The organism is Methylobacter tundripaludum SV96, assembly GCF_000190755.2.
Lineage (GTDB): Bacteria > Pseudomonadota > Gammaproteobacteria > Methylococcales > Methylomonadaceae > Methylobacter_A > Methylobacter_A tundripaludum.
This window is the reverse complement of record NZ_JH109153.1, coordinates 14,718-36,560: the sequence shown is the minus strand read 5'-3', so window position 1 is coordinate 36,560 and position 21,843 is coordinate 14,718. Positions and strand designations below refer to the sequence as shown.

Genomic DNA, 21,843 nt, shown 5'->3' with positions numbered 1-21,843 from the left:
GAGTCCATGATTAAGCGCATTTTGATTTGTACCGATCTCGACCGTACCCTGTTGCCGAACGGCAGACAACCCGAATCGCCGGGTGCGCGGGCGACTTTTGCCCGGCTGGTTGCGCGCCCGGAAGTCACCCTGGCTTATGTCAGCGGTCGGCACCGCGCGTTGGTTGAAGACGCTATCCGGGAATACGGGCTGCCGTTGCCCGATTGGGTCATCGGCGATGTCGGCACGACTATTTACCAAGTGCATGCCGGAGAATGGCGGCATTGGACTGAATGGGAGCAGGACATCGCCACCGATTGGCGGGGATTGACGGCGGACGATTTACGCCCCTTGTTTACCGATTTGCCGTCGTTGCGCCTACAGGAAGAAGCCAAGCAAAACCGCTACAAACTCAGCTATTATCTACCCCTGTTAGCGGACATCGGCGCTCTGCAACGAGAAATGTTGCGGCGACTTGAAACGCAACAGCTGGCGGCCGGTTTAATCTACAGTGTCGATGAAGCAACGTCGACGGGCCTGTTGGACGTGTTACCCGCCCACGCCACGAAACTCCATGCCGTGGAATTTTTAATGCAACAGCAGGGCTTCGATTATGCCAACACGGTTTTCGCTGGCGACAGCGGTAACGATTTGCCGGTACTCGCCAGCATGATCCAATCCGTACTGGTCGCCAACGCCGACATTGATGTTGTCGAGCAAGCCAAAACGCAAGCTCGAAAACAGGGAACGATGGCGACATTTTATTTGGCGCAAGGCAGTTTTTTGGGCATGAACGGCAATTACAGCGCGGGGATTGTTGAGGGCGTCGCCCATTATCACCCTGACATCCGGGTTTGGATGGAACAAGACCATGAACAATAATCCCCTTTTGCATATTTTCGGCGAAGTGCTGTTCGACCACTTTCCCGACGGGAGTCGCGTCCTGGGCGGCGCGCCGTTCAACGTCGCATGGCATTTACAGGCATTCGGACAATCGCCCCGTTTCATCAGCCGGACCGGCGACGATCCGTCTGGACACGAAATCGCTACATTAATGGCTGCCTGGGACATGAGCCGTGAAGCGGTACAAACCGACAACGAACACCCTACCGGCAGCGTCCGGGTGCTGATCCAGGACGGCGAACCGCATTATGAAATCGTCGCCGATTGCGCCTACGATTTTATCGACAGCAAATTGCTTGAGGAAAAACAAACTCAGGGCATTTTGTATCACGGCTCATTGGCAATCAGGAACCCGGTCTCGCGCACGGCGCTGAAAGCCGCCAAAGCCCGACATCAAGGCAAAGTTTTTGTCGATGTCAATTTGCGGCCGCCCTGGTGGGATCGGGAAACGCTGCTGCCGTTGCTTTATGATGCCGATTGGGTGAAACTCAATGAAGCCGAACTGATCGCGTTATGCCCTGATGAACACGGCCTGGAAGCAGCCATGCAGGCATTTTGCGCGCAGTTCGATCTGGAAATACTGGTCGTAACACGCGGCGAACAAGGCGCTGTCGCTTACGACGGGCAGCAACACTTCGTAACCGTGAAGCCGCCGGCAAGCACTGCCGTGGTCGATACGGTAGGCGCGGGTGATGCCTTCGCTGCGTTGTTGTTACTGGGCTTAAGCAAGCAATGGCCTTTAACAGTGACCCTGGAACGGGCACAAGCATTTGCCTGCTCTTTGGTCGGCAGACGCGGTGCAACCGTCGCCGATAGGGCGTTTTATCGTGCGTTCAGCGAACAATGGGGCTTGTAGGGTACGCTGCGCGTACCTTTAGACGCTATCATAAAAACCAACATAAAAGGTACGCACAGCGTACCCTACGGTGAATTGTAAAAAAACCGAAAACTTGACCGTTCAGAGTATAACTGCACAACATTGATCGGTCGCACTTACAGAATCAGGATAACGCTATATGTATGAACAAGTTTCCCATTCTCTCTTGAATGCCATTCTTGACGATTTAAAACCGGAAATCAGAAGACAGGATTTACGGCATTTTTATACCCGGCTGGGCGCTAATTTTTACGCCATTTATTCGCTGTTTTTTACCCTCTACGGACACCGCGAAGATTTCAAGCCGCAAATGCTGCGCCTGGTGGAAACGATGGCCAAAGGGTATATAAACCGTTCTGAGGAACTGGAGCGCGCCGATATCCAGCGCGAACTGGATCATAACTGGTTCTTGTCGCAGAAATGGGTCGGCATGGCGCTTTATACCAACGGTTTCGCGGACAGCCTGGCTGATTTGATTGACAAAATACCTTATTTCCAGGAACTGGGCATCAACATGGTGCATATCATGCCGATTTTGATGTGTCCGGCAGGTAAAAGCGACGGCGGCTATGCGATCAGCGATTTCCTGCAAATCGACGATAGGCTTGGCGACATGGACGATTTCCGCCAGGTTGCCGAGGAATTCAGGAAACGCGATATCCTGCTGGTTCTGGACATCGTGCTCAATCATACCTCCGACGAACACGAATGGGCTAAAAAGGCGGCCATGGGGGAGCGCCGTTATCAGGATTATTACTTTATGTTCGATAACCGGGAAATTCCCGATATGTTCGAACAGAACATGCCGGAAATTTTCCCCCAAAGCGATCCGGGAAGCTTTACCTGGAATGGGGAAACGCAAAAATGGGTGATGACCGTCTTCCACAACTACCAGTGGGATTTAAATTACAGTAATCCTGAAGTGTTCATTGAAATGCTCGACATCATCCTGTTTTGGGCGAACCAGGGAGTTGACGTGTTGCGCTTGGATGCCGTCGCCTTCCTATGGAAAAAAATCGGCACTTCCTGCCAGAACGAGCGCGGCGCGCATTTGATTCTGCAGTTGATGAAAGATTGTTGTCAGGTGACCGCGCCCGGCGTGTTGTTTATTGCCGAAGCGATCGTCGCACCGGTTGAAATCATCAAATATTTCGGCGAAGACGCGATTATCGCCAAGGAATGCGAAATCGCTTACAACGCCACCTTGATGGCTTTGTTGTGGGACGGCATCGCCACCAAAAACGCCAAATTGCTGTATCAGGGGGTGAAAAATCTGCCCGCCAAGCTGGAGCGGGCGACCTGGCTCAACTATGTGCGCTGCCACGACGACATCGGCTTCGGTTTCGACGACAGCGATGTCCGGGCCGTGGGTTACGAGCCTTTCCAACACCGAAAATTTCTGGTCGATTATTTCAGCGGTCAATTCGATGCTTCTCCGGCCAGGGGCATGGTGTTTATGCGTAACGAGGAAACCGGGGACGCGCGCATTTGCGGATCGCTGGCCTCGCTGGCGGGACTGGAAGCGGCGCAGGAAAGCGGCGATCCGGCCATGATTTCATCCGCCGTCAATAAAATCCTGTTACTGCATAGCCTGATTCTGTCTTTCGGCGGCATCCCGCTGCTTTATAATGGCGATGCGCTCGGCGTCGTCAACGACTACAGCTATCGCGACGACGCCAGCAAAAGCAACGACAACCGCTGGATTCACCGTCCTAAAATCAATTGGGAAAGAGCCGAATTACGGAACAAACAAGGCACGGTGGAACACAGTTTGTTCAACGCTCTGAAAAAAATGATCGCCATCCGCAAGGAAACGTCCGCGTTCGCTGATTTCAACGACCGAGAATTACTGGACGTCCATAATGAACATTTGTTCTGTTTTATCCGTTTCAATTATCAGCGTCCGTCGGAACGGGTCCTGGTGGTCGCCAATTTCGACGCAAGTCCCCAATATCTTGATCTGGAAGTCATCAGTGGCCGAGGTATTAACCTTCACAGCCAATTCATCGATTTATACAGCGGCAGAAGTCCAGCCCAGTATGATCGCCGGATTGTTTTACAGCCTTATCAATTTTATTGGTTAACGGAAATATGAGGTGATTGGAGCCGCTTTTCCTGTTGAATAGTCTAAAAACCGCCAAACTGTCCATAGCCTGTTTAAGGTATGGATAGTGAGATAGATTAGTGGCTTATGATCGATAATGTAGGGGTATTTTCGGCCATAACCAGACGATCATAGATATTGCGTATGAATGTCTAGTGAATCTCGGAAAGCAGCCGCGCATAACGTAGAGCTAACCGGGCGCGGCAACGGAAAGCTGAAAAAACAAAACCGCATTATAACCGCGCTCCGGTTGAGCTCCATGTTAGGCGAGCAGTCTGTCATATTCGGCATGAGTGCCAATCCAAACCCAAAGGAAGCCACTTTCAATTGGTGTGGCAACTGCTCGGTAATGTGAACCGACACGAGCAGACCAAACCTTGCCGACTTTCTTGAACTGTAAAGAGGGATGGGAAGGGTCTGCTTTGAGCAACTTAAAATTCTTGTCTGCAAGCCCACGAATTTCTAGCGGAAGTTTTTCATAACATGTCCAGAAGCTGGAAGCCGTTTTATGTTTCAAAGGTCTCTCGTTTTTCCGGCTTGATGCTCAACTAATGCCGCGTTAATAAGAAAATCTAGCTTTCCGGCATTTGAATCAGCTTCAATTTGCCTATCCCACCGAGATTGGTCGAATTCAATAAACCAGTCACGAAGCTTGGAAAATGAAGCATTATCTAACTCTGCAATTTGCTCTTCTATCGTTTCTACACTCATCATGATAATTTACACCGACATAAATTGATTGTGTGAGGATTATATAATTAAACTATGTCTTACTGCGTTGTATTAGTATTGTAATTTCTGTTGCATCGTTCATTGATGCTCCTTCAAACGGAGTAAAATCCAATCTTTTTATCTCTGCTTTGTATTCTCGTCCAGCGGCATCACTAAGAACCTTCGCGATCATAGCTTCCATTTCACTTGTACTAAGTACTAAGTGATTTCAATGCACGACGGTAAAATTCTTCAAAAAAATCATCCCCATTTGATATATCTGATTCGGTGTGTTCTCTTTCTTCCATCTTGTTCTCGGTATGGTTTAGATGCCTAACGTGAAGTTGAGGGACGCGCCGCCGATAGGCGGCGCGTCCCCTCGAACTTAATGTTAGAACTCTGGTTATTCACGCTCACCGAATGCCATACGCAAGCGTTTCGCGGGGTTCCAGAATTCGACCTTCTTGGGGTCAAAATGCTCAGGCTTGTAGGGGAAGTAATTCTTTGCATGACCCTTAAGCCATGAAGTCATGTCTTTGTACTTCTCAGTACCCGGCGACTTAAGAACCTTCAATAGCTGTTCATACCCAGGAGTGCCACCACAGTCCTCTGGCGGGCAAGCCCTTTCTCCGGCGATACAAACAGGGTAGTTGGCCGAGGCGTCTTTAATCAGGACACCCTCAAGCAGAACTTCATGGCACCAACCATCACCGAAATCGTAGTTGTATTCGGCTCTGACTCCGGGTTCAGTGAAGTACTCTGAAATTGGCACATTCCATCCTGGTAGAACCGTGCGTTCTCCTTCGGTGTCAGGGAGCCCAATTTCAATTACCTTGCGGCCTCGTGGCTTTTTCAGTCGAAACTCGTGCAAGTGATAATCAAGCCAGCCCATCGAGTCTTGGATCGCCACATGCAGATCCCAAAAGGAATACTCAGAGAGCACCTGCACCCGCCGCCAAATGGGTGGCTCAATATCGAGAAGTGTTACGCGAAACTGATAGATCAATTTGCTGCTCATGCCATTCACCTGAAGACTTCTAACGTAGAGCTAACCGGGCACGGCCCGGTTAGCTGAAAAATAAAACCGCATTATAACAGCGCTCCGGTTGAGCGCCATGTTAGGCTAGGGAGCAGAAATTTAACTTTACTCTGACCCCAGTTATTAAAAGTTCATTGGCCTTTTTTCAAAATAATTTCGACTTTTCTCTATCCGAAATCGATACGGTTCATGAGTCAAAAAAAGATCGAACAGTAAAATTTCTTTTTAAGCTTAAAGACAATCATAAAATTGAAACCGTCCTTATTCCGTTTCATAATAAATATTCTATTTGCCTTTCATCGCAGGTTGGCTGTGCAATGAATTGTTCTTTTTGTTTTACCGGAAAACAAGGACTTAAAAGAAATTTGACTACAAGTGAAATTGTTGGCCAGTTTCTACAGGCCTGGCGTTGGTTAGCGAAAAATAGGCCTGGAGAAGAGAGGATTTTAAATATTGTTTTTATGGGGCAAGGCGAACCTTTACATAATTTTGATGCCGTCAAAAAAGCGTGCGAAATATTTTTATCAAAACACGGAACTTCAATTGGTGTTCAAAAAATTACCATTTCAACGGCTGGTTATATTCCTGGACTTAAAAGATGGAGCCAGGAAATTCCTGGAGTGAATCTTGCGTTATCTCTTCATTCACCCTTTGAAGAAAAGAGGAATGAACTTATTCCCATTAATAAAAAATATCCGCTAGATGAAGTGTTGGCAACTATTGACAAGATACCTTTAAATAAAAAGCAATTTATTACTTATGAATATATCCTGATAAAAGATTTTAATGATTCTCCGGATGATGCTAAAAAATTGGGAACGATACTGGCTGGTAAAAGTGCTTATATAAACTTAATTCCTTTTAACTCATTCCCAGGATCACATTACAAGCGTCCGGATTTGGATAAAATTGAAAAGTTTAAAGAAGTTTTAGATACTTTTAAAATCCCGACTTTAATAAGAAGTGCTAAAGGCGATGATGTATTAGCAGCATGTGGACAACTCAATTCTAAAAATTAAATAGCTATCAAGTGCCAGTGAATGGGGCCGGACCAAGTCAACAATATGTTTTCATGGAAAAAAATACATAAAACCTGAAATTTAACCAATAAATCACCGGATGAGCCGGTGATTTTCATGTTACTCCTTTTACAAGTAGTTTATCGACTAACTGCTAAGGGGCGTTAACCACCCGACGAACAAGAGCCAACTCCTCTCAATTTTTGATGAATCTTGACGGTCGCTTGTCGGCCATCAACTGCCGGTCGCGACTGGCAGCTTTGTGGCGATGAATATGACGTAATGAAGCTCGGCAATGTGCCAACAGACGAGCTAACGTAAGGTGGGCAACCTTGTAGTCTCTTTCATGCGAGCAAGTCGTCTGGATAGGAGAAATTCAAGGGCCGCTCCTTGTGCTTACAGGAAAGCGCAAGGAGAGCACGACTCAAGTGCTAGTGAGGTTTCAACTGCGACATTGCCTGTCTGACGTAGCCAAGTAAACGCCGGTCTATTCCAGATCCATCCAACAACTCTGGATGCTGCGCCATTGCTTCGCGTAGCTTTACCTGAGTCTCGGGGTCGTCACCCGCATAAGAACGTACGATTTCCATCCAGTGCAAAGCGAGTTGGCGTACTCGTGGATCATCCGGCGCGATACCGTCTTCCATATGCTGGAACACTTCGGCGATCAATGCGGGAAACTTTCCTGTGCTACTAGTGTAGTTCTTACGCAGAAACCCCATTTCTTGCGGCGAAAGGTACTTTTGATAGATCGCGTATTTTGTCTCGGCATAAGCCTGCTGAATGTAGGAGATCATATCAAGTGTAATTCCGGTCTTAGTCTGCGCACTTGGTTCGTTGAAATGCATCATATTGAGCTTTGCCAGCAAACGTGGATCCCCATGCGAATCACGCATAAGCATTGTCATCCAGCGTTTCGCCAAAGTCTGTGCGCTGGGGCTTTGAGATGGAACCTTCATTTCCATCACCTCGCGCACCGACTCAACCAACTCAGCCCACTCAGCAACGGTGGTATTCTCGGCTGTGCTCAATAAGGGGAAACGCTTCTGCTCTTCCTTCGTAAAGTATTTATCGTACATATTCATCATCTCCAGAGTCATTAGCCATTCGGCAAGCTCCGGTTCCTCTCCCCGCTGCAACTGATCCTGTAACTGGGCCAAACGGTCGCGCAGTGTCGTGCTTTGCGCGATCTGGCTATCCAGCATTTGAATCTGCTGATCGACGATAGTAGAGAGGTGAGTCCCGGGATTTGCCAACACAATTCCGATATTGACCAACGACAAACCGAAAAGCCGCAATGCCTGTATCTGATGCAAACGTGCGATGTCTTCGCGGTTGTAAAGTCGATAGCCGCTGTCGGAGCGCGCAGAAGGCGTGAGTAAACCGATAGCGTCGTAGTGGTGAAGCGTGCGCACAGTCAGCCCGCAATGTTTAGCAAGCTTTCCCACTTTAAGTAACATCGAACACTCCTTTCTTCATACGTTTGGCAAGGTTAATGGCTGACGTAACGTGAGTGTCAAGCGAATTATTTCGGCTTGCTCCGTTGGCGCGATCGTGTTAGTCGGCATAGCCTTTGCTGCCTGCTTTTACGGTGTAGTGGTACGATGCCATAGTGGGGAAAATAAAGCGTGCAGGCGATGGACAAAACATGGGGCATTTCGGCACGGACTGTCTAATGTTTTGGTCGCGGTCAATTCATTGGCAAATTTAACATAAACCACACTTATTCGATGCCGATTTGTAAATGCAATTTAGAAAAATCCAGCTTTGGCTCACATTTAACTGGCTGATCGATAGTAACACTTTGCCAATGGCCGATAATGGGTAGCTTAAATCCATATTCGAATGTCTCGAAGGGGTCGGTTTTTGCCTATTCGCAAATGTAGCGGTTGTACAATTTGTACAGCCGCTACATTATTGCGCCGCTAAATTTCTGTCTGCTCTGAAATTTCCAGAGCATCGTCAACTTCTATGCCGAGATACCTAACAGTACTTTCTAGCTTAGTATGACCGAGCAGTAACTGAACAGCCCGTAAATTTTTTGTTCGACGATATACCAATGTCGCCTTTGTCCGGCGCATCGTATGAGTTCCGTAATCAGCCGGATCAAGACCAATTGATGTAACCCAATGCTCAACTATTCGAGCATATTGCCGAGTAGAGAGATGCGGCGAATCGTGAATTCGACTTGGGAAAAGGTGCTCCTCGGATTTCAGTTGAGCTTGGCTAATCCAATTTGCCAAAGAGTCTCTGGTTTGTTCAGTTATCTCAAATTGAACCGGTCTATGCGTTTTTTGCTGCATTATGATTGTGCGCGAAGACACCCGACCACCTTGAGCAACATCGCAAACTTTAAGTTTGACCAAATCACAACCCCGGAGCTTGCTATCAATGGCAAGATTGAATAAAGCTAGTTCGCGAGTGTTTTTGGCCATCTGTAAACGAATACGTATGGCCCAGATTTCTTTCAATTTTAGTGGTAATTTCTGACCAATCAACTTGCCTTTGTTCCATGGAACATTTTTCGCGATTTGATTTTCTTGGTTCATAACAGACTCCTAACAATTGGTTGAGGAGATTTATTGTCACGCTACTTTCGCGAAAATTTTGGAACGGGCGCTGACCGGCCATTTTGAGACGGTCAAAGTAATAACAATCAAATCATTGGTCGTCAGGTTTATTCTGTAATCGGACGGCCGAGATACCGTGCCGTATTTCTCAAAACTATTAGTCGCTGAACGGTAGCAAAAAACCTAACTCAAGCTTGCTCATGCTCTATGGTTGCAGGCGGATTTCATCATACTGTCATAACTGAACATTAGAATTTATTTTGCCTGATTATCCGTCGCTACCGACTTGAAATCCGGCAAGGACTTTTCATTTATTCATTTAAGAGTATCGAGGATAATCCACCATGCCATTCCTTAAAAAAATCAGCGTAGTCGCCGTTAGTTCCATTCTCACAGCAGGTGTCGTGCATGCAGTTGAACCAACTCCAGAAGATTGGTTTGATGCCGGACGTCAGACCGTAATCGATGCCAAGCATCTGACTCAAAACGAAAGACACGCAAAAAATGTCATTTTGTTTGTTGGTGATGGTATGGGGGTTTCTACCATCACTGCCTCTCGAATTTTCGACGGTCAGCAAAAAGGCGGACATGGCGAAGAAAATTCTTTGAGTTTTGAAAAATTGCCTTATCTAGCTTTATCCAAAACCTACAGTGTTGATCAACAGACTCCAGACTCTGCGCCTACCATGACCGCAATGGTGACAGGCGTAAAAACCATAGGTGACTCAATTTCCGTCAATCAGTTTGTTGCCCATAGCGAGCCTGATGCTAATGTGGTAGACACCAACAAACTTACCACTATTTTGGAACAGTCCAAACAACAGGGCTTGTCCGTCGGCGTTGTTTCCACCGCGCGCATCACTCACGCAACGCCTGCTGCGACCTACGCTCATACAGCGAATCGCGACTGGGAAAGCGATTCCGATAAACCGGCTGGTGCCACGGTTCCAGACATCGCAGCACAATTAGTCGACTTTAATATCAATGGCGGCATTGATGTCGCATTGGGTGGCGGTCGGACCCGTTTTATTCCAAAAAACCTTACTGATCCTGAGTATGGCGTAGCTGGCAAACGTAAAGACGGTCGCGACCTGACTACTGAGTGGGTAAGCAACCACGCCAACGCTCAATATGTCTGGAATAAAGCCCAGTTCGATGCGATCGATCCCAATACCACCGATCACCTGTTGGGCCTTTTCGAGCCTTCGCACGTTCATTACGAAGCCGACCGCGTTGCACATGATAAAGCTGGCGAACCATCTCTGACCGAGATGACCACCAAAGCTATTGATATCCTGAAAAAAAATCACAATGGTTATTTCCTGATGGTGGAAGGCGGACGTATCGACCACGCCCATCACTCGGGTAATGCTTATCGGGCGCTAAGTGACACCCAGCAATTGGCTGCTGCGGTAAAAGCTGCTATGAACAAAACTAATCCAGAAGATACCTTGATCATTGTTACAGCTGATCACAGTCATGTGTTTACCATTGGCGGTTATCCACAACGTGGCAATCCGATCTTGGGTCTGACTCAAGGCGTAGGAGCAACAACACCTGATCTTGATATGCTAGGCTTGCCATATACCACGCTGAACTACGCGAACGGCACGGGCTACACCGGTAAATCTAATTTTCAAGCAGAAGGACCAAAATCATTTAACGCGGCAACAGGGGCATGGTCATCAGGTAGCGAAGGACACAATCCATCGTCATTCTTACCTGCCAACGGACGCCCAACCCTCAATGATTCGCTGGTACAGGACCCTAATTATCTGCAAGAAGCCATCATTCCGCTTAGCGCAGAAACGCACGCAGCTGAAGATGTTGCTATTTTTGCCGGCGGCCCTAAAGCGCATCTGTTTCACGGAGTCGTGGAGCAAAACGTGATTTATCATGTGATGGCTGAAGCCCTGGGATTAGCAGAGCATCAGGAAGACAAGCATGAGAAACATGAAGATAAACCTGAGAAACACGGCAAGTAAATTGACAGCTATCGCCTTCGCTGCGAGACAGGAGTCGAGTAGTCCCCAGAAGCGATAGGGCATGTGTTTTCACGAAGCGTTTTTTGCGTAGTGAAAATGCAGGCTTTCCGAAATCGCGTCGAGTCATTGCGAGAATGATGTTGGATACCCCTTGTTGGGTATCCAACGAAAGAAGCAGGACGGCTGGGGCAGCCGCAGGCATTAGCGGTCGCGTAGCTTTTGCCGCTTGTTGGGCAGGGATGCCCATAAAAGCTTTCGCAAAAATAGCGACTCCCCGGGTAATAAGGCAACTGTTAGCATGAATGAAAAGGGATATTTGTATCCCTTTTCTTATTTATCCAGATCTAAATAAATTTATGAAAATCTCTGATTACTTAAAAGTTGTATTCTGTGTTGGCATTTGCTGTTTTTCTATATCAGGCCTTGCCGATAGCGTAAGCAATGGCAATCAACATCTGACTGAAATTGCTTGCCGGTATGAAACAAAAGTGACGCCACAAGGCAAAACCAAGACATCCTCAAACAATAATGCCTGGTTCTTCTGGCGCAAATCGAACATGATCCAAACCAGGGATGCTGACGGTGATCATGGCGAAATCTGGGAGCGATTAACTGATGGCGGCATTCAATACCGTAAGCTTTATCATGCCGATAAAACCGCCGTCGAATACATGCCTGCCGACATGACCACCAATAACATGAGTTTTGACTGGTTCAAACTCTCAAGCATGCTCAGCCAGCAAGAGCTTGAAGATCTTAAATTGATTAAGAAAACGAAAATATTGGGCCGTAGAGCCGAGTTGCGCAAAGGGAAAAAGGACGGTCAAACCATTGAGGTACTATGGCTAGTTAACGAAGAATTGCCTGCTAGTATCATCAGAAAAGACCAATCAGGCAGTGTCGAGCTGCGTCTCGTTGAAATTTCAACGTTGTCAAATGCGCCTTGGAAGCCGGTAGATACTGAAGAAATTGCCAATTACCGACATATAGATGCCGTCGATTTCGGCGATATGGAAAACGATCCATTCGTCAAGAAAGTGATGGCAGCAGAAGGTCACCACCATTAGCCGGCTGTAAAAACCACTCTTTAAGGAAATACTGTACAAGTCGTCATTCCCGCGAATGCGGAAATCCAGTTTGATGACTGTCCGTCATAAGCTTTAGATCGCCGGCTTATAGCCGGTGGTAGTGCGGCGGATGAGTGAATTAACTGATGGCTTTGAGCGAGCAAGGCCTTCTGCCATTCAATTTTTTTAATCGTTTTTTATCCTGCTGATTTTTCTTGTAACAGTGCCGTATCTGTTTGATGGAAATGCGCTATAGGGCGCTTGGTATTTCAGTATGCCAGTCCGCTACGAAACAGAAAGCGGACAGATGATTATCTGAGTGCCGAGTGGCCGTTGTGGGTCGAGTCCTGCCTGTCACGAATGCCGCAGTTCGGCCAGAGGACTAAACCGCTACGCGCTATTGTCGCTGTGATCATAAGCCTGAGGGTGGTTGAAAGAGTGTGACTGTTTCCTATGTTAAGGAATGAGGCAATCCGCCTTGTTTCAAGATAGGAGCAGTGTCATGACTTCGACAAGTAAACCCATTACCCCGTTGCGCCAACGGATGATCGACGACATGCGGATGCGCAAACTTTCCCCCAAAACCCAGGCCAGTTATATCCGTGTTGTGAAACGATTCGCGGGTTTCCTGGGACGTTCGCCTGATACAGCCAGCGTCGAAGATTTACGCCGTTATCAATTGCACTTGGTTGATCACGGTATTTCGCCGATTTCATTGAATGCGACCCTCACCGGGCTCAAGTTTCTCTTTGAAACGACGCTAGATCGCCCCGAGTTGTTAACTAAGATGCATGCCGTGCATGTGCCGCACAAACTGCCCGTGGTATTGAGTCGTGATGAGGTGGCTAGGCTGCTCGCCGCCGTTGACAATCTCAAGCACCAGACGGCGTTATCGGTGGCTTACGGCGCTGGGTTACGTGCCAGTGAGGTGGTGTCGCTGAAGGTCGGTGACATCGACAGCCAGCGTATGACCCTGCGCATCTGAAATGGTCTAATAAAACCGGACACTTCTAAAGACAGATTTATAATGTCAACAGAGGTGAAAAATGAGCGAACAAAATAAACATAAACGACCCAAATACACTCTTGAATTTAAACAAGATGCAGCAAAGTTAGTTAACGAAAAAGGCTATACGCACAAGCAAGCAGCGGATAATTTAGGCGTATCGCTGGGCGCTATTGGACGTTGGGTAAGAGCCGAAAAAGGGCCAACGGTATCTCCAACTAAGAAGAATATTTTGAACTTAACTGATCAGTCGGAATTAATGAGCTTACGTAAAGAAGTTGAACAATTGCGGATGGAGCGCGAAATATTAAAAAAGGCCGCAGTCTTCTTTGCGCAAGAACTCCAATAAAATACGGATTTATTAGAGAGCAACAGAAGACTTTTCCCGTTACCGTGCTGTGCAAAGTCATGCTGGTCAGTACCAGCGCCTTTTATGCGTGGGCTAAAACGCCTGAAGATACTGATAAAAAAGTTCTGCAAAAACAGCTTGAAGTTAAAGCAATTCAGTTATTTGAGGAGAATAAGTAGTAATGCGAAAGTTATTAGGAAGTAAATTTATTGTGTCAAACTGGAAACGATTGCAATAACAGACAAAAATTAGGAGTCCACCTGAAATTCATCGCCAAACTGACCCCGGAAGAGGAAGTAACGTTAACCGAAGCCTATCGTAACCACTCATTATTCCGGGTTAGACAACGGGCACATGCTATCTTATTGAATAATAGAAGGTATGTAATTGCACGGCTGAGCGAATTGTTTGAGTCCCAGCATGAGACTGTCAGCTCATGGTTAGACAAATGGGAAACAGAGGGATTAATAGGGCTTTACGATTGTCCACGAAGCGGTAGGCCTGTGCGCTTCACGGTTGAGGAACAAGCCGTTTTTCTGGGCTATATTGACAAAAACCCACACCAGCCCAAGGCCGCCGCAGCACGATTGCTGGAGGAGACGGGCAAGGAAGCCAGCCTTGACACCTTTAAACGAATTTTAAAAAAAGTGCCTATGCCTGGAAACGTTGTCGGCAATCAGTGAAGGGAAAGCGTAATGAAGCAGATTTCCAACGTGATAAGGCATATCTGAAGGCCTTGAAACAGCAAGAGGATGATGGGGAATTGAAGCTTTACTACTTTGACGAATCCGGATTTAGCACGACACCCTGTGTACCCTATGGATGGCAACGGATTGGCGAGACCCGACAAATACCCTGCTATCGTAGCAAGCGCATGAATGTGTTAGGTTTTTTGAGTCGCAGCAATGATCTGTTTTTCCACAGCTCCGAACAATCGGTGACAACGGATACGGTTGTCAATGCCTTTGATGCGTTTGTCGAAACGTATGCAGGCAAGTACGAAGAAACTAAAGTGCCGTGCTGTGTGGTGTTGGATAATGCTTCCATTCATCGTAGCGGCGTATTCAAAGAAAAGCTGGCGGGCTGGCAACAACGTGGTGTGTGCTTACATTTTCTTCCGCCTTACAGCCCGGAGCTGAACCTGATCGAAATACTCTGGCGTAAAGTTAAGTACGAATGGTTGCCGCTTGATGCCTATCAAAGTTACGGACACTTGAAAAAGTGGGTGTTGGAAATCCTGAGTGACATCGGTAAAAAATTCCAAATAACTTTTGCGTAACTACTTACGACTTAGCATTTCATTATTTGAATACACATTTGCGGCAGCTTTTCCATGTCCTGTAAGTGTTTCTAGTGCAGCTTTGCTAGCATTATCTAGGGCAATATAATTAGCTTGATCATTAGTTAATAGGACATCAATAAATAAAAATCGATTTTTTAAAATGTGCTTAACCCATACGTTATGTAATGACTCACTAGGAGGCTGTCGGATTAATAGAGCGAGCCTCCCCACTTAATCACGATTAAAATTTAAAAAAGTGGTTTATTGGGATTTTTAATGCCCATAGTTCTGTTTTATGGGCAGCTCAATGCTCTTTTTCCTCTCTCACCCTCTTAATACATGCATTCTTTTTAAATTCCAGCCTATACAGACTAAATTCCATTCACTTTGGACGGATTCCAGGCCTCGAAGCTGGAATTGCCTGAATCCCTGGACGTGTTTAATGATGCCAAACACGGTTTCGACAGTAGATTTTCGCTTGCCGTAGAGTGCTTTGCCCGCTTTGGTTGTTAAGCGATGGGTCATGGCCTCAACCGGCGGTAAGGTGCTTTCGCCTATTTCCGGCTGATGCTGAAACCGGGCGTCAAGGGCTTGGTTATGGCTTTGCCGCTTTTGGGCGATGTACGGTTTTATCTTTGCATCAGCACACGCCTTTACATTGGCTTGGCTGAAGTAGCCGGTGTCGGCCAACAGGTTGTCAACACTCCCCAAGCATTCCGGGAGCTGTTCCAGTTTGGCTAAGGCCGGTTCGATTTCTTGTTTGTCGTTGGTGTGTTGGGTGATGTGATGAGCAACGATCAGGTGGGTGGCAATATCAACACTGGCTTGGGCGTTATAGGCTTGTTCAAAACCATTAGGGGTCGGCATGATGCGGGACTCTTCATCGGTCAGGCTGACTTGATCTTTACCTTGAGGCGCATCGGTAGGCGCTTGGGGGGCTTTGCCGCCCATTTTCTTGCCGGTTTCACTCAGGTGTTGTTCACGCTTAGCCTGCTTTTCGTCATACTCGGCCTTTTCTTGCGCGTAACGCGCCTTGGCACGGGCCTGGATTTCCTGTTTGGCTTTGGCAATCACTGCTAAACGGTCTTGGCGGCGTTTGAGTTCCTTGGGTACATCCATGTCTTCTGGAAGCGGGGAATTGTCGGCGGCTTCAGCCAGTTTCATCAAGGTTTCAACTTCCTGTTTGAACTGGGCTTCCAGTTGATTGGCGTAATCCCAGCTCAAGGCTTTATGCTTGCTGGCATTGGCTTTAATCTTGGTGCCGTCCAGGCTCACCGTACCCAGCTTAAGCAGCCCCAAGGTTTGTGCAAGTACCAATATCTCGACAAATAGGCTTTCGATCTCTTTGCCAAAGCGCTTGCGAAAGCTGTTGATGGTGTCGTGATCTGGGTTTTCGTTGGCGCAGATGTATTTAAAGGCCATCGAGTCATGAGTGGCTTTCTCCAGTTTGCGACTGGAAAATACGCCGGTCGCGTAACCGTAGAACAGCAACGCCAACAGCATCGCCGGATGATAGGGGCGCTTTCCTTTGCCCGCATAGACGGCTGATAGCGTCCGTAAATCCAGTTGATCGACAATCTCGACAACAAAACGGGCCATATGATCTTCAGGCAAATAATCCTGAACACACGGGGGCAGAATGTAGGGGGTATCGCGATCAATCAGGATGAATTGGGTAGCCATTTTTGTTTTTTGATTTGGTGTTTCGATAGGGTTATTTTAACACTTTTTGCACTGCTAAATCCGACAGTCTCCTAGAAGATAACGTTAATTCAACAACAGGACGAGCCCATTGGAATATACCTTGTTCTAATTTTTTTCGATGATTTGCTGTTTTATTTTGCCCCATTGTTCCTATTCCAAGTAAAAAAATATCTTCAGGATTTTTATCGAGAAAATAACAGGCTTCATGAACACCAAAATATGCGGGGGAGTTACCAATTAGTCCGCCGTCAACAAATCGCTGGCTGTCTATTACATGAATTGGGAAATAAGTAGGTGCGGCTGAAGTGGCTAATGCAACATCAACCAAAGATAAATTTAGATCATTAACATATTTCTCAAGATGAGGCGTTTTAAATACCTTAGGCTGTCCAGTCGTGTAATTAACTGCCGGAATAAGCACTCTTGTTTTTAAATCCTTTATTTTTTTATCTTGAAAGATTTCTTGAAGTAATGTTTTAAGAGGCTCTGAATCATAGGACGATGTAAAGAGAGACTTAACATGTTTTAAGCCCCAATATTGTTTTGGAAATATTTTTGCTCCTTTTTCTCTAAGTATTGTTGCCAGTTCACTTGGTCTCATTCCACTTGCCAACCCAAGCGCGATAATGCCGCCAATTGAAGTTCCACAAATCATATCAAAGTGTTCAGATATATTTACTCCTCTTTTGTTTTCCAGTTCAGCTAAAACCTCAGCAGTAAATAATCCACGAATACCACCACCGCTTAACGACAAAATTTGAAATCGACTCACAAATCCCTCCATTATTACTAACGTCTAGGTATGGTGACTTAAAGTTAATAATTCAAGCCTATTTGTGCGTTTATGTTTTTACTCGCGGCGTAGCATGCTTTTAACTGCATTCCCACGCAGTTTCGTCGGTCGGGTTAGAACTGTAGAACTGTAGGGTGGATTAGCCGTAAGGCAATCCGCCGCAACTTCGGTAGGCTGATGTCGGCGTTGTGTGCGTGTTGTGACGGTTTGCTATCGCGAAACCATCCTACGAGCTAAATGCGTCATCCGATCCAATAGACGGTTGATGGCCTGCTCTTCATCTATAGTCAAATCGGGATAGCTCAACAATTCCATCCGAGTGATGGCACTAAACCCGCACGCAGGCAGATTGATGCCGCTTAAAATAGAGATAGCTTCGTCATTGCCTTTAAGCAAGCCGATGAGGGTATCAAGCAAATAGCTAAGACCATTCATCACGCATTGCCTGTTGAATCTCTAATGGATTGCCGCTGAATGAGGGGGAGTTTTTTAGTATCCCGGCAAAGTCGGTCAGTAATTCAGGCTGCTCGGCATGATGGGCTTGTTGTGTGCTGCGATAGACTAGCGCCAGGTTTTTTAATAATTGCGCCGGGCTAATATGCTCATGCTCTGCCAATTCATTAAGTAGGACAGCCGTTTCATCGTCTAATTCTATGATTGCCATGGTTTATATCCCCTTTTAAAGTTTGTAGCTTATGCTTCATCACTGGGAAAAGTAAAATTTTCTTCAAATTCGCGCAGGTCTTTTTTAGCCGTTCGGCATAATTGCCGAGTTGTAAGTCAGCGATTTTTAATAACTTGATTAGTTATGACTGCCGCTTAAAACTTTCTAAAATCATAATTCAAAAACGAATCATCAGTTAGAGTCATTTCGAAATGATGCGCTTATTTTTATCTAAGCCATGCCTTGCTGCTACAATGCGCCCATCTTAAACTGCACAAGAACTCGAAAAATGGATGTAATCCAACGCATTGCCGAAGAATTAGCCGTTAACGTCAAACAAGTCAGCGCCGCTGTCAATTTGCTGGACGAGGGCGCAACCGTCCCGTTTATTTCCCGCTACCGCAAGGAAGTGACCGGCGGTCTGGACGATACGCAATTAAGGATGCTGGAAGAGCGTTTGGGCTATTTGCGCGAACTTAACGCGCGGCGTAAAACCATTCTGGACAGTATCGGTTCTCAAGGCAAGCTGACGCCGGAACTGGAAAAAGCCATTAACGATGCCGACACTAAAACGCTGTTGGAAGATTTGTATTTACCCTACAAACCCAAACGTCGCACTAAAGCGCAGATTGCTCGTGAAGCCGGACTTGAGCCGCTTGCCGATGCGTTATTGGATGATCGCAGTCTGATTCCCGAGCAAATCGCCGCCGGTTATATCGATGCGGAAAAAGGCGTACCGGATACCTCTGCCGCTTTGGATGGCGCACGGCAAATCATCATGGAGCGCATTTCCGAAGACGCCGAACTGTTGAGCGAACTGCGCGAACGCATCTGGCAAAAAGGCATTCTGCACGCCACCGTTGCGACCGGCAAAGAACAGGCCGCTGAAAAATTTAAGGATTATTTCGATTACGAAGAAGCCGTCAACAAAATCCCTTCGCACCGGGCTTTGGCCTTATTTAGGGGGCGCAATGAGGATTTGTTGAATCTAACGCTTAAACCCGGCGCTGACGATAAAGCGGAACACGACCTTTGCGCCCAGTTTGTCGCCCGGCGCCTTAATATCACCGACAGCTCAAAACCCGCCGATGCGTGGCTGGCGGAAACGGCCCGTTTCGCCTGGAAAATCAAGCTGTACACTCGTATCGATCTGGATTTGAAACTCAGGCTGCGCGAAGCCGCCGAGCTGGAAGCCATCCGGGTGTTCGCCAGCAATTTAAGGGACTTGCTGCTGGCCGCACCGGCCGGTCCTAAAGCGACGATGGGCCTGGATCCCGGCATCCGCACCGGCGTCAAGGTTGCGATCGTCGATCCTACCGGAAAAGTGCTGGGCACGGACACCATTTACCCGCACCCGCCGCGCAAGGATTGGGATGGGTCGATAGACACGTTGGCTAAACTGATCCAAAAGCACAAGGTCGATTTGGTCAGCATTGGCAACGGCACGGGTTCTCGGGAAACCGACCAGCTGGTGGCCGATGTGATGAAACGGCACAGCGAACTGAAGTTTACCAAGATTACCGTGTCGGAAGCGGGCGCGTCGGTTTATTCGGCGTCCGAACTGGCGGCCAAGGAATTTCCCGAACTGGACGTGTCTTTGCGCGGCGCGGTTTCCATCGCCAGACGCTTGCAGGACCCATTGGCGGAACTGGTCAAAATCGACCCTAAATCGATCGGCGTGGGCCAGTACCAGCATGACATCAATCAGGTTCAGCTAGCCAAAGGACTCGATACCGTGGTCGAGGATTGCGTAAATGCGGTCGGCGTTGACGTGAATACCGCATCGGTATCCCTGCTTAAACAGGTATCGGGCTTGTCGGCCAGCATCAGCGAAAACATCGTGGCTTTCCGCAACGAAAACGGCCCGTTTGCCAATCGCAAGCAATTGAAAAAAGTGCCCAGGTTGGGCGACAAGGCTTACGAACAAGCGGCCGGATTCCTTCGTATAATGAACGGCGACAATCCGCTGGATGCCTCTTCGGTCCATCCTGAAGCCTACCCCGTTGTTGAAGCCATTATTGCCGAAACCGGAAAATCCATCCGCGACCTGATCGGCCAGAGCCAGTTTTTACGCGGCTTGAATCCCGCCAATTACACCAATGAACACTTCGGCTTGCCGACCGTGACCGACATCTTGCAGGAACTGGAAAAGCCCGGACGCGATCCGAGACCGGAATTCAAAAGCGTGGAATTCAAGGCGGGCATCGAGAAAATCACCGACCTTGAAGTCGGCATGAGGCTGGACGGCGTGGTCACCAACGTCGCCAACTTCGGCGCGTTTGTCGACATCGGCGTACACCAGGACGGTCTGGTGCATATCTCTCATTTATCGGATACTTTTGTCAAAGACCCCAGGGATGCCGTTAAAACCGGCGATATGGTCAAAGTGAAAGTGCTGGAGGTCGATGTCGAACGCAAACGCATTTCGTTATCCATGAAAACAAATCCAGAAGCGAGCGAGGCCAGACCCGAACGAAACAATCAAAAGCAGGCGGCGCACAAGCCTAAACAGCAGGCTCCGGTGCAGGGCTCAATGGCTAGCGCCTTTGCCAAGGCGCGGATCAGTAAATAATTTTAGCTCTGCTATACTGACTTTCAGTATTAACACACCAAACAGGATTTGATATGCGTAAGTTGAGTCGTTTTTTTGTTTTTCTTTTATTCACCGGCCTGTTTACGGCATATGCGCCTATGGCGCTGGCTGATATGCAGCAACAGGGTTATGGCAATACGACTTATACACCCTCTACTCAAGGGGGGGGATACCAACACCAGAGCTTTGGCAACAGCTATGGCAGCAAGGTTGGCAATAAGGCGCTGAACGCTTTTGCCAATCTGACCACCAGCGTACTGGAAATTCCCAAAAACATCATTAACACGACCAATAAAAGCAACGTTTTTTATGGCGCTGTCGGGGGAGCATTTAAAGGTGTGGTTAACATGGCTGGACGCATAGGGGTGGGACTTGCCGATTTGCTTACCATACCGCTTCCTACCAAGCCCATCGCTCAGCCTTTGTATATTTGGGATAATTTTGATGTGGACACCACTTACGGGCCGGTATTTCGTTTGGATCAATCCGAGGAAGAACCCACGGCAGTTCAGGCGGCCAGCCCGAAACCTGCGGTTGCCGCGCCTGCTGTAGTAGCGCCCAGACCAGAGGCGATTGATAATTCAAAGCAGTACAATCAGGAAACCAACCAGAAATTGGATGCAATATTCAAAAAAGAAATGAAGAAATAACGCGCTGCTGTTTAAAGCGCAAAAGCCCGGAGGTGCAAACCTGCCGGGCTTTTTTATGTGCGGTCATTCTTCATGGCATTACTTTTCCGAATCAGGCAATGGCGGGGGAGCAAATTCCGGGTGCGCAACGCTAAGTTTGCTGCCCACTTCACCCAGGTAAAATACCAGGATTTTGACCGGCTCTTCACCCAGGTTGCGGCCATTGTGGAGTACGCCGACAGACTCGGGCAAAACGTCGCCCGGATGGAGGATTTTAACGTCGCCTGTGGCAAGCCTTAATTCAAGCTCACCTTCCATGATGTAGCCAAGCGATGGCACCGGGTGTTCGTGCCATCCGGTCTCGCCCTCCGGCGCAATTTCAACGATCAGGGCAGTGACTTCGCTTTGCCCTTTGGGATAGACGATGGGCTTTCCATCCCAACTGGTGGTCGTCTTGAGCAACGGGGTAACCTTCAGGGCCGTGTTTTCATTCAGGGCGGATACTGCAAGCGGCCAGCAGAGCGTTACGAAGAATATAAACTGTGTTTTGACGTTCATTTGCAAAACCT

Annotated in this window: 22 protein-coding genes; 12 read left to right on the top strand and 10 right to left on the bottom strand. The window is 47.7% G+C overall.

Features of this window, described 5'->3' with window-relative positions; genetic code table 11:
• The first annotated feature begins 6 nt into the window (after positions 1 to 6).
• The 3 genes from METTU_RS13350 (at position 7) to METTU_RS13340 (ending at position 3,854) form a co-directional block, all read left to right on the top strand.
• On the top strand, positions 7 to 861 hold the full coding sequence (locus METTU_RS13350) for an HAD-IIB family hydrolase (RefSeq protein ID WP_006892231.1): 855 nt from the start codon (positions 7 to 9) through the stop codon (positions 859 to 861).
• Positions 851 to 1,738: a PfkB family carbohydrate kinase gene (locus METTU_RS13345; RefSeq protein ID WP_006892230.1), complete on the top strand. Its 888-nt coding sequence runs from the start codon at positions 851 to 853 to the stop codon at positions 1,736 to 1,738. The genes METTU_RS13350 and METTU_RS13345 overlap by 11 nt, the downstream gene beginning before the upstream one ends.
• 160 nt (positions 1,739 to 1,898) lie before the next feature.
• Complete coding sequence (locus METTU_RS13340) at positions 1,899 to 3,854, top strand: alpha-amylase family glycosyl hydrolase (RefSeq protein WP_006892229.1); 1,956 nt, start codon at positions 1,899 to 1,901, stop codon at positions 3,852 to 3,854.
• 271 nt (positions 3,855 to 4,125) lie between these two features.
• Here METTU_RS13340 and METTU_RS13335 read toward each other — a convergent pair whose 3' ends face one another.
• The 3 genes from METTU_RS13335 to METTU_RS13325 all read right to left on the bottom strand — a co-directional run bounded on the left by METTU_RS13335 (position 4,126) and on the right by METTU_RS13325 (position 5,592).
• Positions 4,126 to 4,380 (bottom strand): type II toxin-antitoxin system HigB family toxin, encoded by a 255-nt coding sequence (locus tag METTU_RS13335; RefSeq protein ID WP_006892227.1) that lies wholly within the window; start codon positions 4,378 to 4,380, stop codon positions 4,126 to 4,128.
• Positions 4,377 to 4,577 (bottom strand): hypothetical protein, encoded by a 201-nt coding sequence (locus tag METTU_RS13330; RefSeq protein ID WP_006892226.1) that lies wholly within the window; start codon positions 4,575 to 4,577, stop codon positions 4,377 to 4,379. The genes METTU_RS13335 and METTU_RS13330 overlap by 4 nt, the downstream gene beginning before the upstream one ends.
• A 400-nt stretch (positions 4,578 to 4,977) precedes the next feature.
• Positions 4,978 to 5,592, bottom strand: coding sequence for a plasmid pRiA4b ORF-3 family protein (locus METTU_RS13325; protein ID WP_006892225.1), 615 nt, complete (start codon positions 5,590 to 5,592; stop codon positions 4,978 to 4,980).
• A 131-nt stretch (positions 5,593 to 5,723) separates the two neighbouring features.
• On the opposite strand from METTU_RS13325, the gene rlmN reads away from it, so the two are divergent.
• Positions 5,724 to 6,632 (top strand): dual-specificity RNA methyltransferase RlmN, encoded by a 909-nt coding sequence (gene rlmN / locus METTU_RS13320; protein WP_081466930.1) that lies wholly within the window; start codon positions 5,724 to 5,726, stop codon positions 6,630 to 6,632.
• 431 nt (positions 6,633 to 7,063) lie between these two features.
• Here rlmN and METTU_RS13315 read toward each other — a convergent pair whose 3' ends face one another.
• Both METTU_RS13315 and METTU_RS13310 read right to left on the bottom strand, forming a co-directional pair.
• Positions 7,064 to 8,092 carry a MerR family transcriptional regulator gene (locus METTU_RS13315; protein WP_006892223.1) on the bottom strand — a complete coding sequence of 343 codons (1,029 nt, stop codon included), beginning with the start codon at positions 8,090 to 8,092 and terminating at the stop codon, positions 7,064 to 7,066.
• Positions 8,093 to 8,557: 465 nt separating this feature from the next.
• Positions 8,558 to 9,181, bottom strand: a complete 624-nt coding sequence (locus tag METTU_RS13310; protein WP_006892222.1) for a tyrosine-type recombinase/integrase — start codon at positions 9,179 to 9,181, stop codon at positions 8,558 to 8,560.
• Positions 9,182 to 9,546: 365 nt separating this feature from the next.
• Here METTU_RS13310 and METTU_RS13305 point away from each other — a divergent pair, with 365 nt between their 5' ends.
• The 6 genes from METTU_RS13305 (at position 9,547) to METTU_RS24510 (ending at position 14,888) form a co-directional block, all read left to right on the top strand.
• Entirely contained in the window at positions 9,547 to 11,187 is a 1,641-nt protein-coding gene (locus METTU_RS13305) for an alkaline phosphatase family protein (protein ID WP_006892221.1), read from the top strand.
• A gap of 356 nt (positions 11,188 to 11,543) precedes the next feature.
• Positions 11,544 to 12,254 carry a hypothetical protein gene (locus METTU_RS13300; protein WP_006892220.1) on the top strand — a complete coding sequence of 237 codons (711 nt, stop codon included), beginning with the start codon at positions 11,544 to 11,546 and terminating at the stop codon, positions 12,252 to 12,254.
• Positions 12,255 to 12,756: 502 nt separating this feature from the next.
• A complete protein-coding gene (locus METTU_RS13295; protein WP_006892219.1) occupies positions 12,757 to 13,239 on the top strand; it encodes a tyrosine-type recombinase/integrase in 483 nt (160 codons plus the stop codon).
• Positions 13,240 to 13,300: 61 nt separating this feature from the next.
• Positions 13,301 to 13,609 (top strand): transposase, encoded by a 309-nt coding sequence (locus METTU_RS13290; protein ID WP_040580756.1) that lies wholly within the window; start codon positions 13,301 to 13,303, stop codon positions 13,607 to 13,609.
• A gap of 209 nt (positions 13,610 to 13,818) precedes the next feature.
• Positions 13,819 to 14,292, top strand: coding sequence for a helix-turn-helix domain-containing protein (locus METTU_RS24515; protein WP_254257967.1), 474 nt, complete (start codon positions 13,819 to 13,821; stop codon positions 14,290 to 14,292).
• Positions 14,289 to 14,888, top strand: coding sequence for an IS630 family transposase (locus tag METTU_RS24510; protein ID WP_050897707.1), 600 nt, complete (start codon positions 14,289 to 14,291; stop codon positions 14,886 to 14,888). The genes METTU_RS24515 and METTU_RS24510 overlap by 4 nt, the downstream gene beginning before the upstream one ends.
• A gap of 327 nt (positions 14,889 to 15,215) precedes the next feature.
• Here METTU_RS24510 and METTU_RS13275 read toward each other — a convergent pair whose 3' ends face one another.
• From METTU_RS13275 to METTU_RS13260, 4 genes are all read right to left on the bottom strand, one after another.
• Positions 15,216 to 16,574: an IS1182 family transposase gene (locus METTU_RS13275; RefSeq protein ID WP_006889238.1), complete on the bottom strand. Its 1,359-nt coding sequence runs from the start codon at positions 16,572 to 16,574 to the stop codon at positions 15,216 to 15,218.
• Positions 16,575 to 16,605: 31 nt separating this feature from the next.
• Entirely contained in the window at positions 16,606 to 17,367 is a 762-nt protein-coding gene (locus METTU_RS13270) for a CBASS cGAMP-activated phospholipase (RefSeq protein WP_006892175.1), read from the bottom strand.
• Positions 17,368 to 17,598: 231 nt separating this feature from the next.
• Positions 17,599 to 17,823: a PIN domain-containing protein gene (locus METTU_RS13265; RefSeq protein ID WP_006892176.1), complete on the bottom strand. Its 225-nt coding sequence runs from the start codon at positions 17,821 to 17,823 to the stop codon at positions 17,599 to 17,601.
• Positions 17,810 to 18,052, bottom strand: coding sequence for a hypothetical protein (locus tag METTU_RS13260; RefSeq protein ID WP_006892177.1), 243 nt, complete (start codon positions 18,050 to 18,052; stop codon positions 17,810 to 17,812). Before METTU_RS13260 ends, METTU_RS13265 begins: the two co-directional genes overlap by 14 nt.
• A 289-nt stretch (positions 18,053 to 18,341) precedes the next feature.
• Here METTU_RS13260 and METTU_RS13255 point away from each other — a divergent pair, with 289 nt between their 5' ends.
• Together METTU_RS13255 and METTU_RS13250 are read left to right on the top strand one after the other, a co-directional pair.
• The gene (locus METTU_RS13255; RefSeq protein WP_006892217.1) at positions 18,342 to 20,624 is read left to right on the top strand and encodes a Tex family protein; all 2,283 of its coding nucleotides are present in this window, start codon (positions 18,342 to 18,344) and stop codon (positions 20,622 to 20,624) included.
• A 53-nt stretch (positions 20,625 to 20,677) separates the two neighbouring features.
• Positions 20,678 to 21,295 carry an exosortase system-associated protein, TIGR04073 family gene (locus METTU_RS13250; RefSeq protein WP_006892216.1) on the top strand — a complete coding sequence of 206 codons (618 nt, stop codon included), beginning with the start codon at positions 20,678 to 20,680 and terminating at the stop codon, positions 21,293 to 21,295.
• Positions 21,296 to 21,373: 78 nt separating this feature from the next.
• Here the strand turns inward: METTU_RS13250 and METTU_RS13245 are convergent, their stop codons facing one another.
• The gene (locus METTU_RS13245) at positions 21,374 to 21,832 is read right to left on the bottom strand and encodes a cupin domain-containing protein (protein WP_006892215.1); all 459 of its coding nucleotides are present in this window, start codon (positions 21,830 to 21,832) and stop codon (positions 21,374 to 21,376) included.
• Between the last annotated feature and the right edge of the window lie 11 nt (positions 21,833 to 21,843).

What these genes read in the sequence shown, in the direction of transcription:
- METTU_RS13350 (WP_006892231.1), top strand. Translation starts at nt 7, where the DNA reads ATGATTAAGCGCATTTTGATTTGTACCGATCTCGACCGTACCCTGTTG.
- METTU_RS13345 (WP_006892230.1), top strand. Translation starts at nt 851, where the DNA reads ATGAACAATAATCCCCTTTTGCATATTTTCGGCGAAGTGCTGTTCGAC.
- METTU_RS13340 (WP_006892229.1), top strand. Translation starts at nt 1,899, where the DNA reads ATGTATGAACAAGTTTCCCATTCTCTCTTGAATGCCATTCTTGACGAT.
- METTU_RS13330 (WP_006892226.1), bottom strand. Translation starts at nt 4,577, where the DNA reads ATGATGAGTGTAGAAACGATAGAAGAGCAAATTGCAGAGTTAGATAAT.
- METTU_RS13325 (WP_006892225.1), bottom strand. Translation starts at nt 5,592, where the DNA reads ATGAGCAGCAAATTGATCTATCAGTTTCGCGTAACACTTCTCGATATT.
- METTU_RS13315 (WP_006892223.1), bottom strand. Translation starts at nt 8,092, where the DNA reads ATGTTACTTAAAGTGGGAAAGCTTGCTAAACATTGCGGGCTGACTGTG.
- METTU_RS13310 (WP_006892222.1), bottom strand. Translation starts at nt 9,181, where the DNA reads ATGAACCAAGAAAATCAAATCGCGAAAAATGTTCCATGGAACAAAGGC.
- METTU_RS13305 (WP_006892221.1), top strand. Translation starts at nt 9,547, where the DNA reads ATGCCATTCCTTAAAAAAATCAGCGTAGTCGCCGTTAGTTCCATTCTC.
- METTU_RS13300 (WP_006892220.1), top strand. Translation starts at nt 11,544, where the DNA reads ATGAAAATCTCTGATTACTTAAAAGTTGTATTCTGTGTTGGCATTTGC.
- METTU_RS13295 (WP_006892219.1), top strand. Translation starts at nt 12,757, where the DNA reads ATGACTTCGACAAGTAAACCCATTACCCCGTTGCGCCAACGGATGATC.
- METTU_RS13290 (WP_040580756.1), top strand. Translation starts at nt 13,301, where the DNA reads ATGAGCGAACAAAATAAACATAAACGACCCAAATACACTCTTGAATTT.
- METTU_RS13275 (WP_006889238.1), bottom strand. Translation starts at nt 16,574, where the DNA reads ATGGCTACCCAATTCATCCTGATTGATCGCGATACCCCCTACATTCTG.
- METTU_RS13265 (WP_006892176.1), bottom strand. Translation starts at nt 17,823, where the DNA reads ATGAATGGTCTTAGCTATTTGCTTGATACCCTCATCGGCTTGCTTAAA.
- METTU_RS13260 (WP_006892177.1), bottom strand. Translation starts at nt 18,052, where the DNA reads ATGGCAATCATAGAATTAGACGATGAAACGGCTGTCCTACTTAATGAA.
- METTU_RS13255 (WP_006892217.1), top strand. Translation starts at nt 18,342, where the DNA reads ATGGATGTAATCCAACGCATTGCCGAAGAATTAGCCGTTAACGTCAAA.
- METTU_RS13250 (WP_006892216.1), top strand. Translation starts at nt 20,678, where the DNA reads ATGCGTAAGTTGAGTCGTTTTTTTGTTTTTCTTTTATTCACCGGCCTG.
- METTU_RS13245 (WP_006892215.1), bottom strand. Translation starts at nt 21,832, where the DNA reads ATGAACGTCAAAACACAGTTTATATTCTTCGTAACGCTCTGCTGGCCG.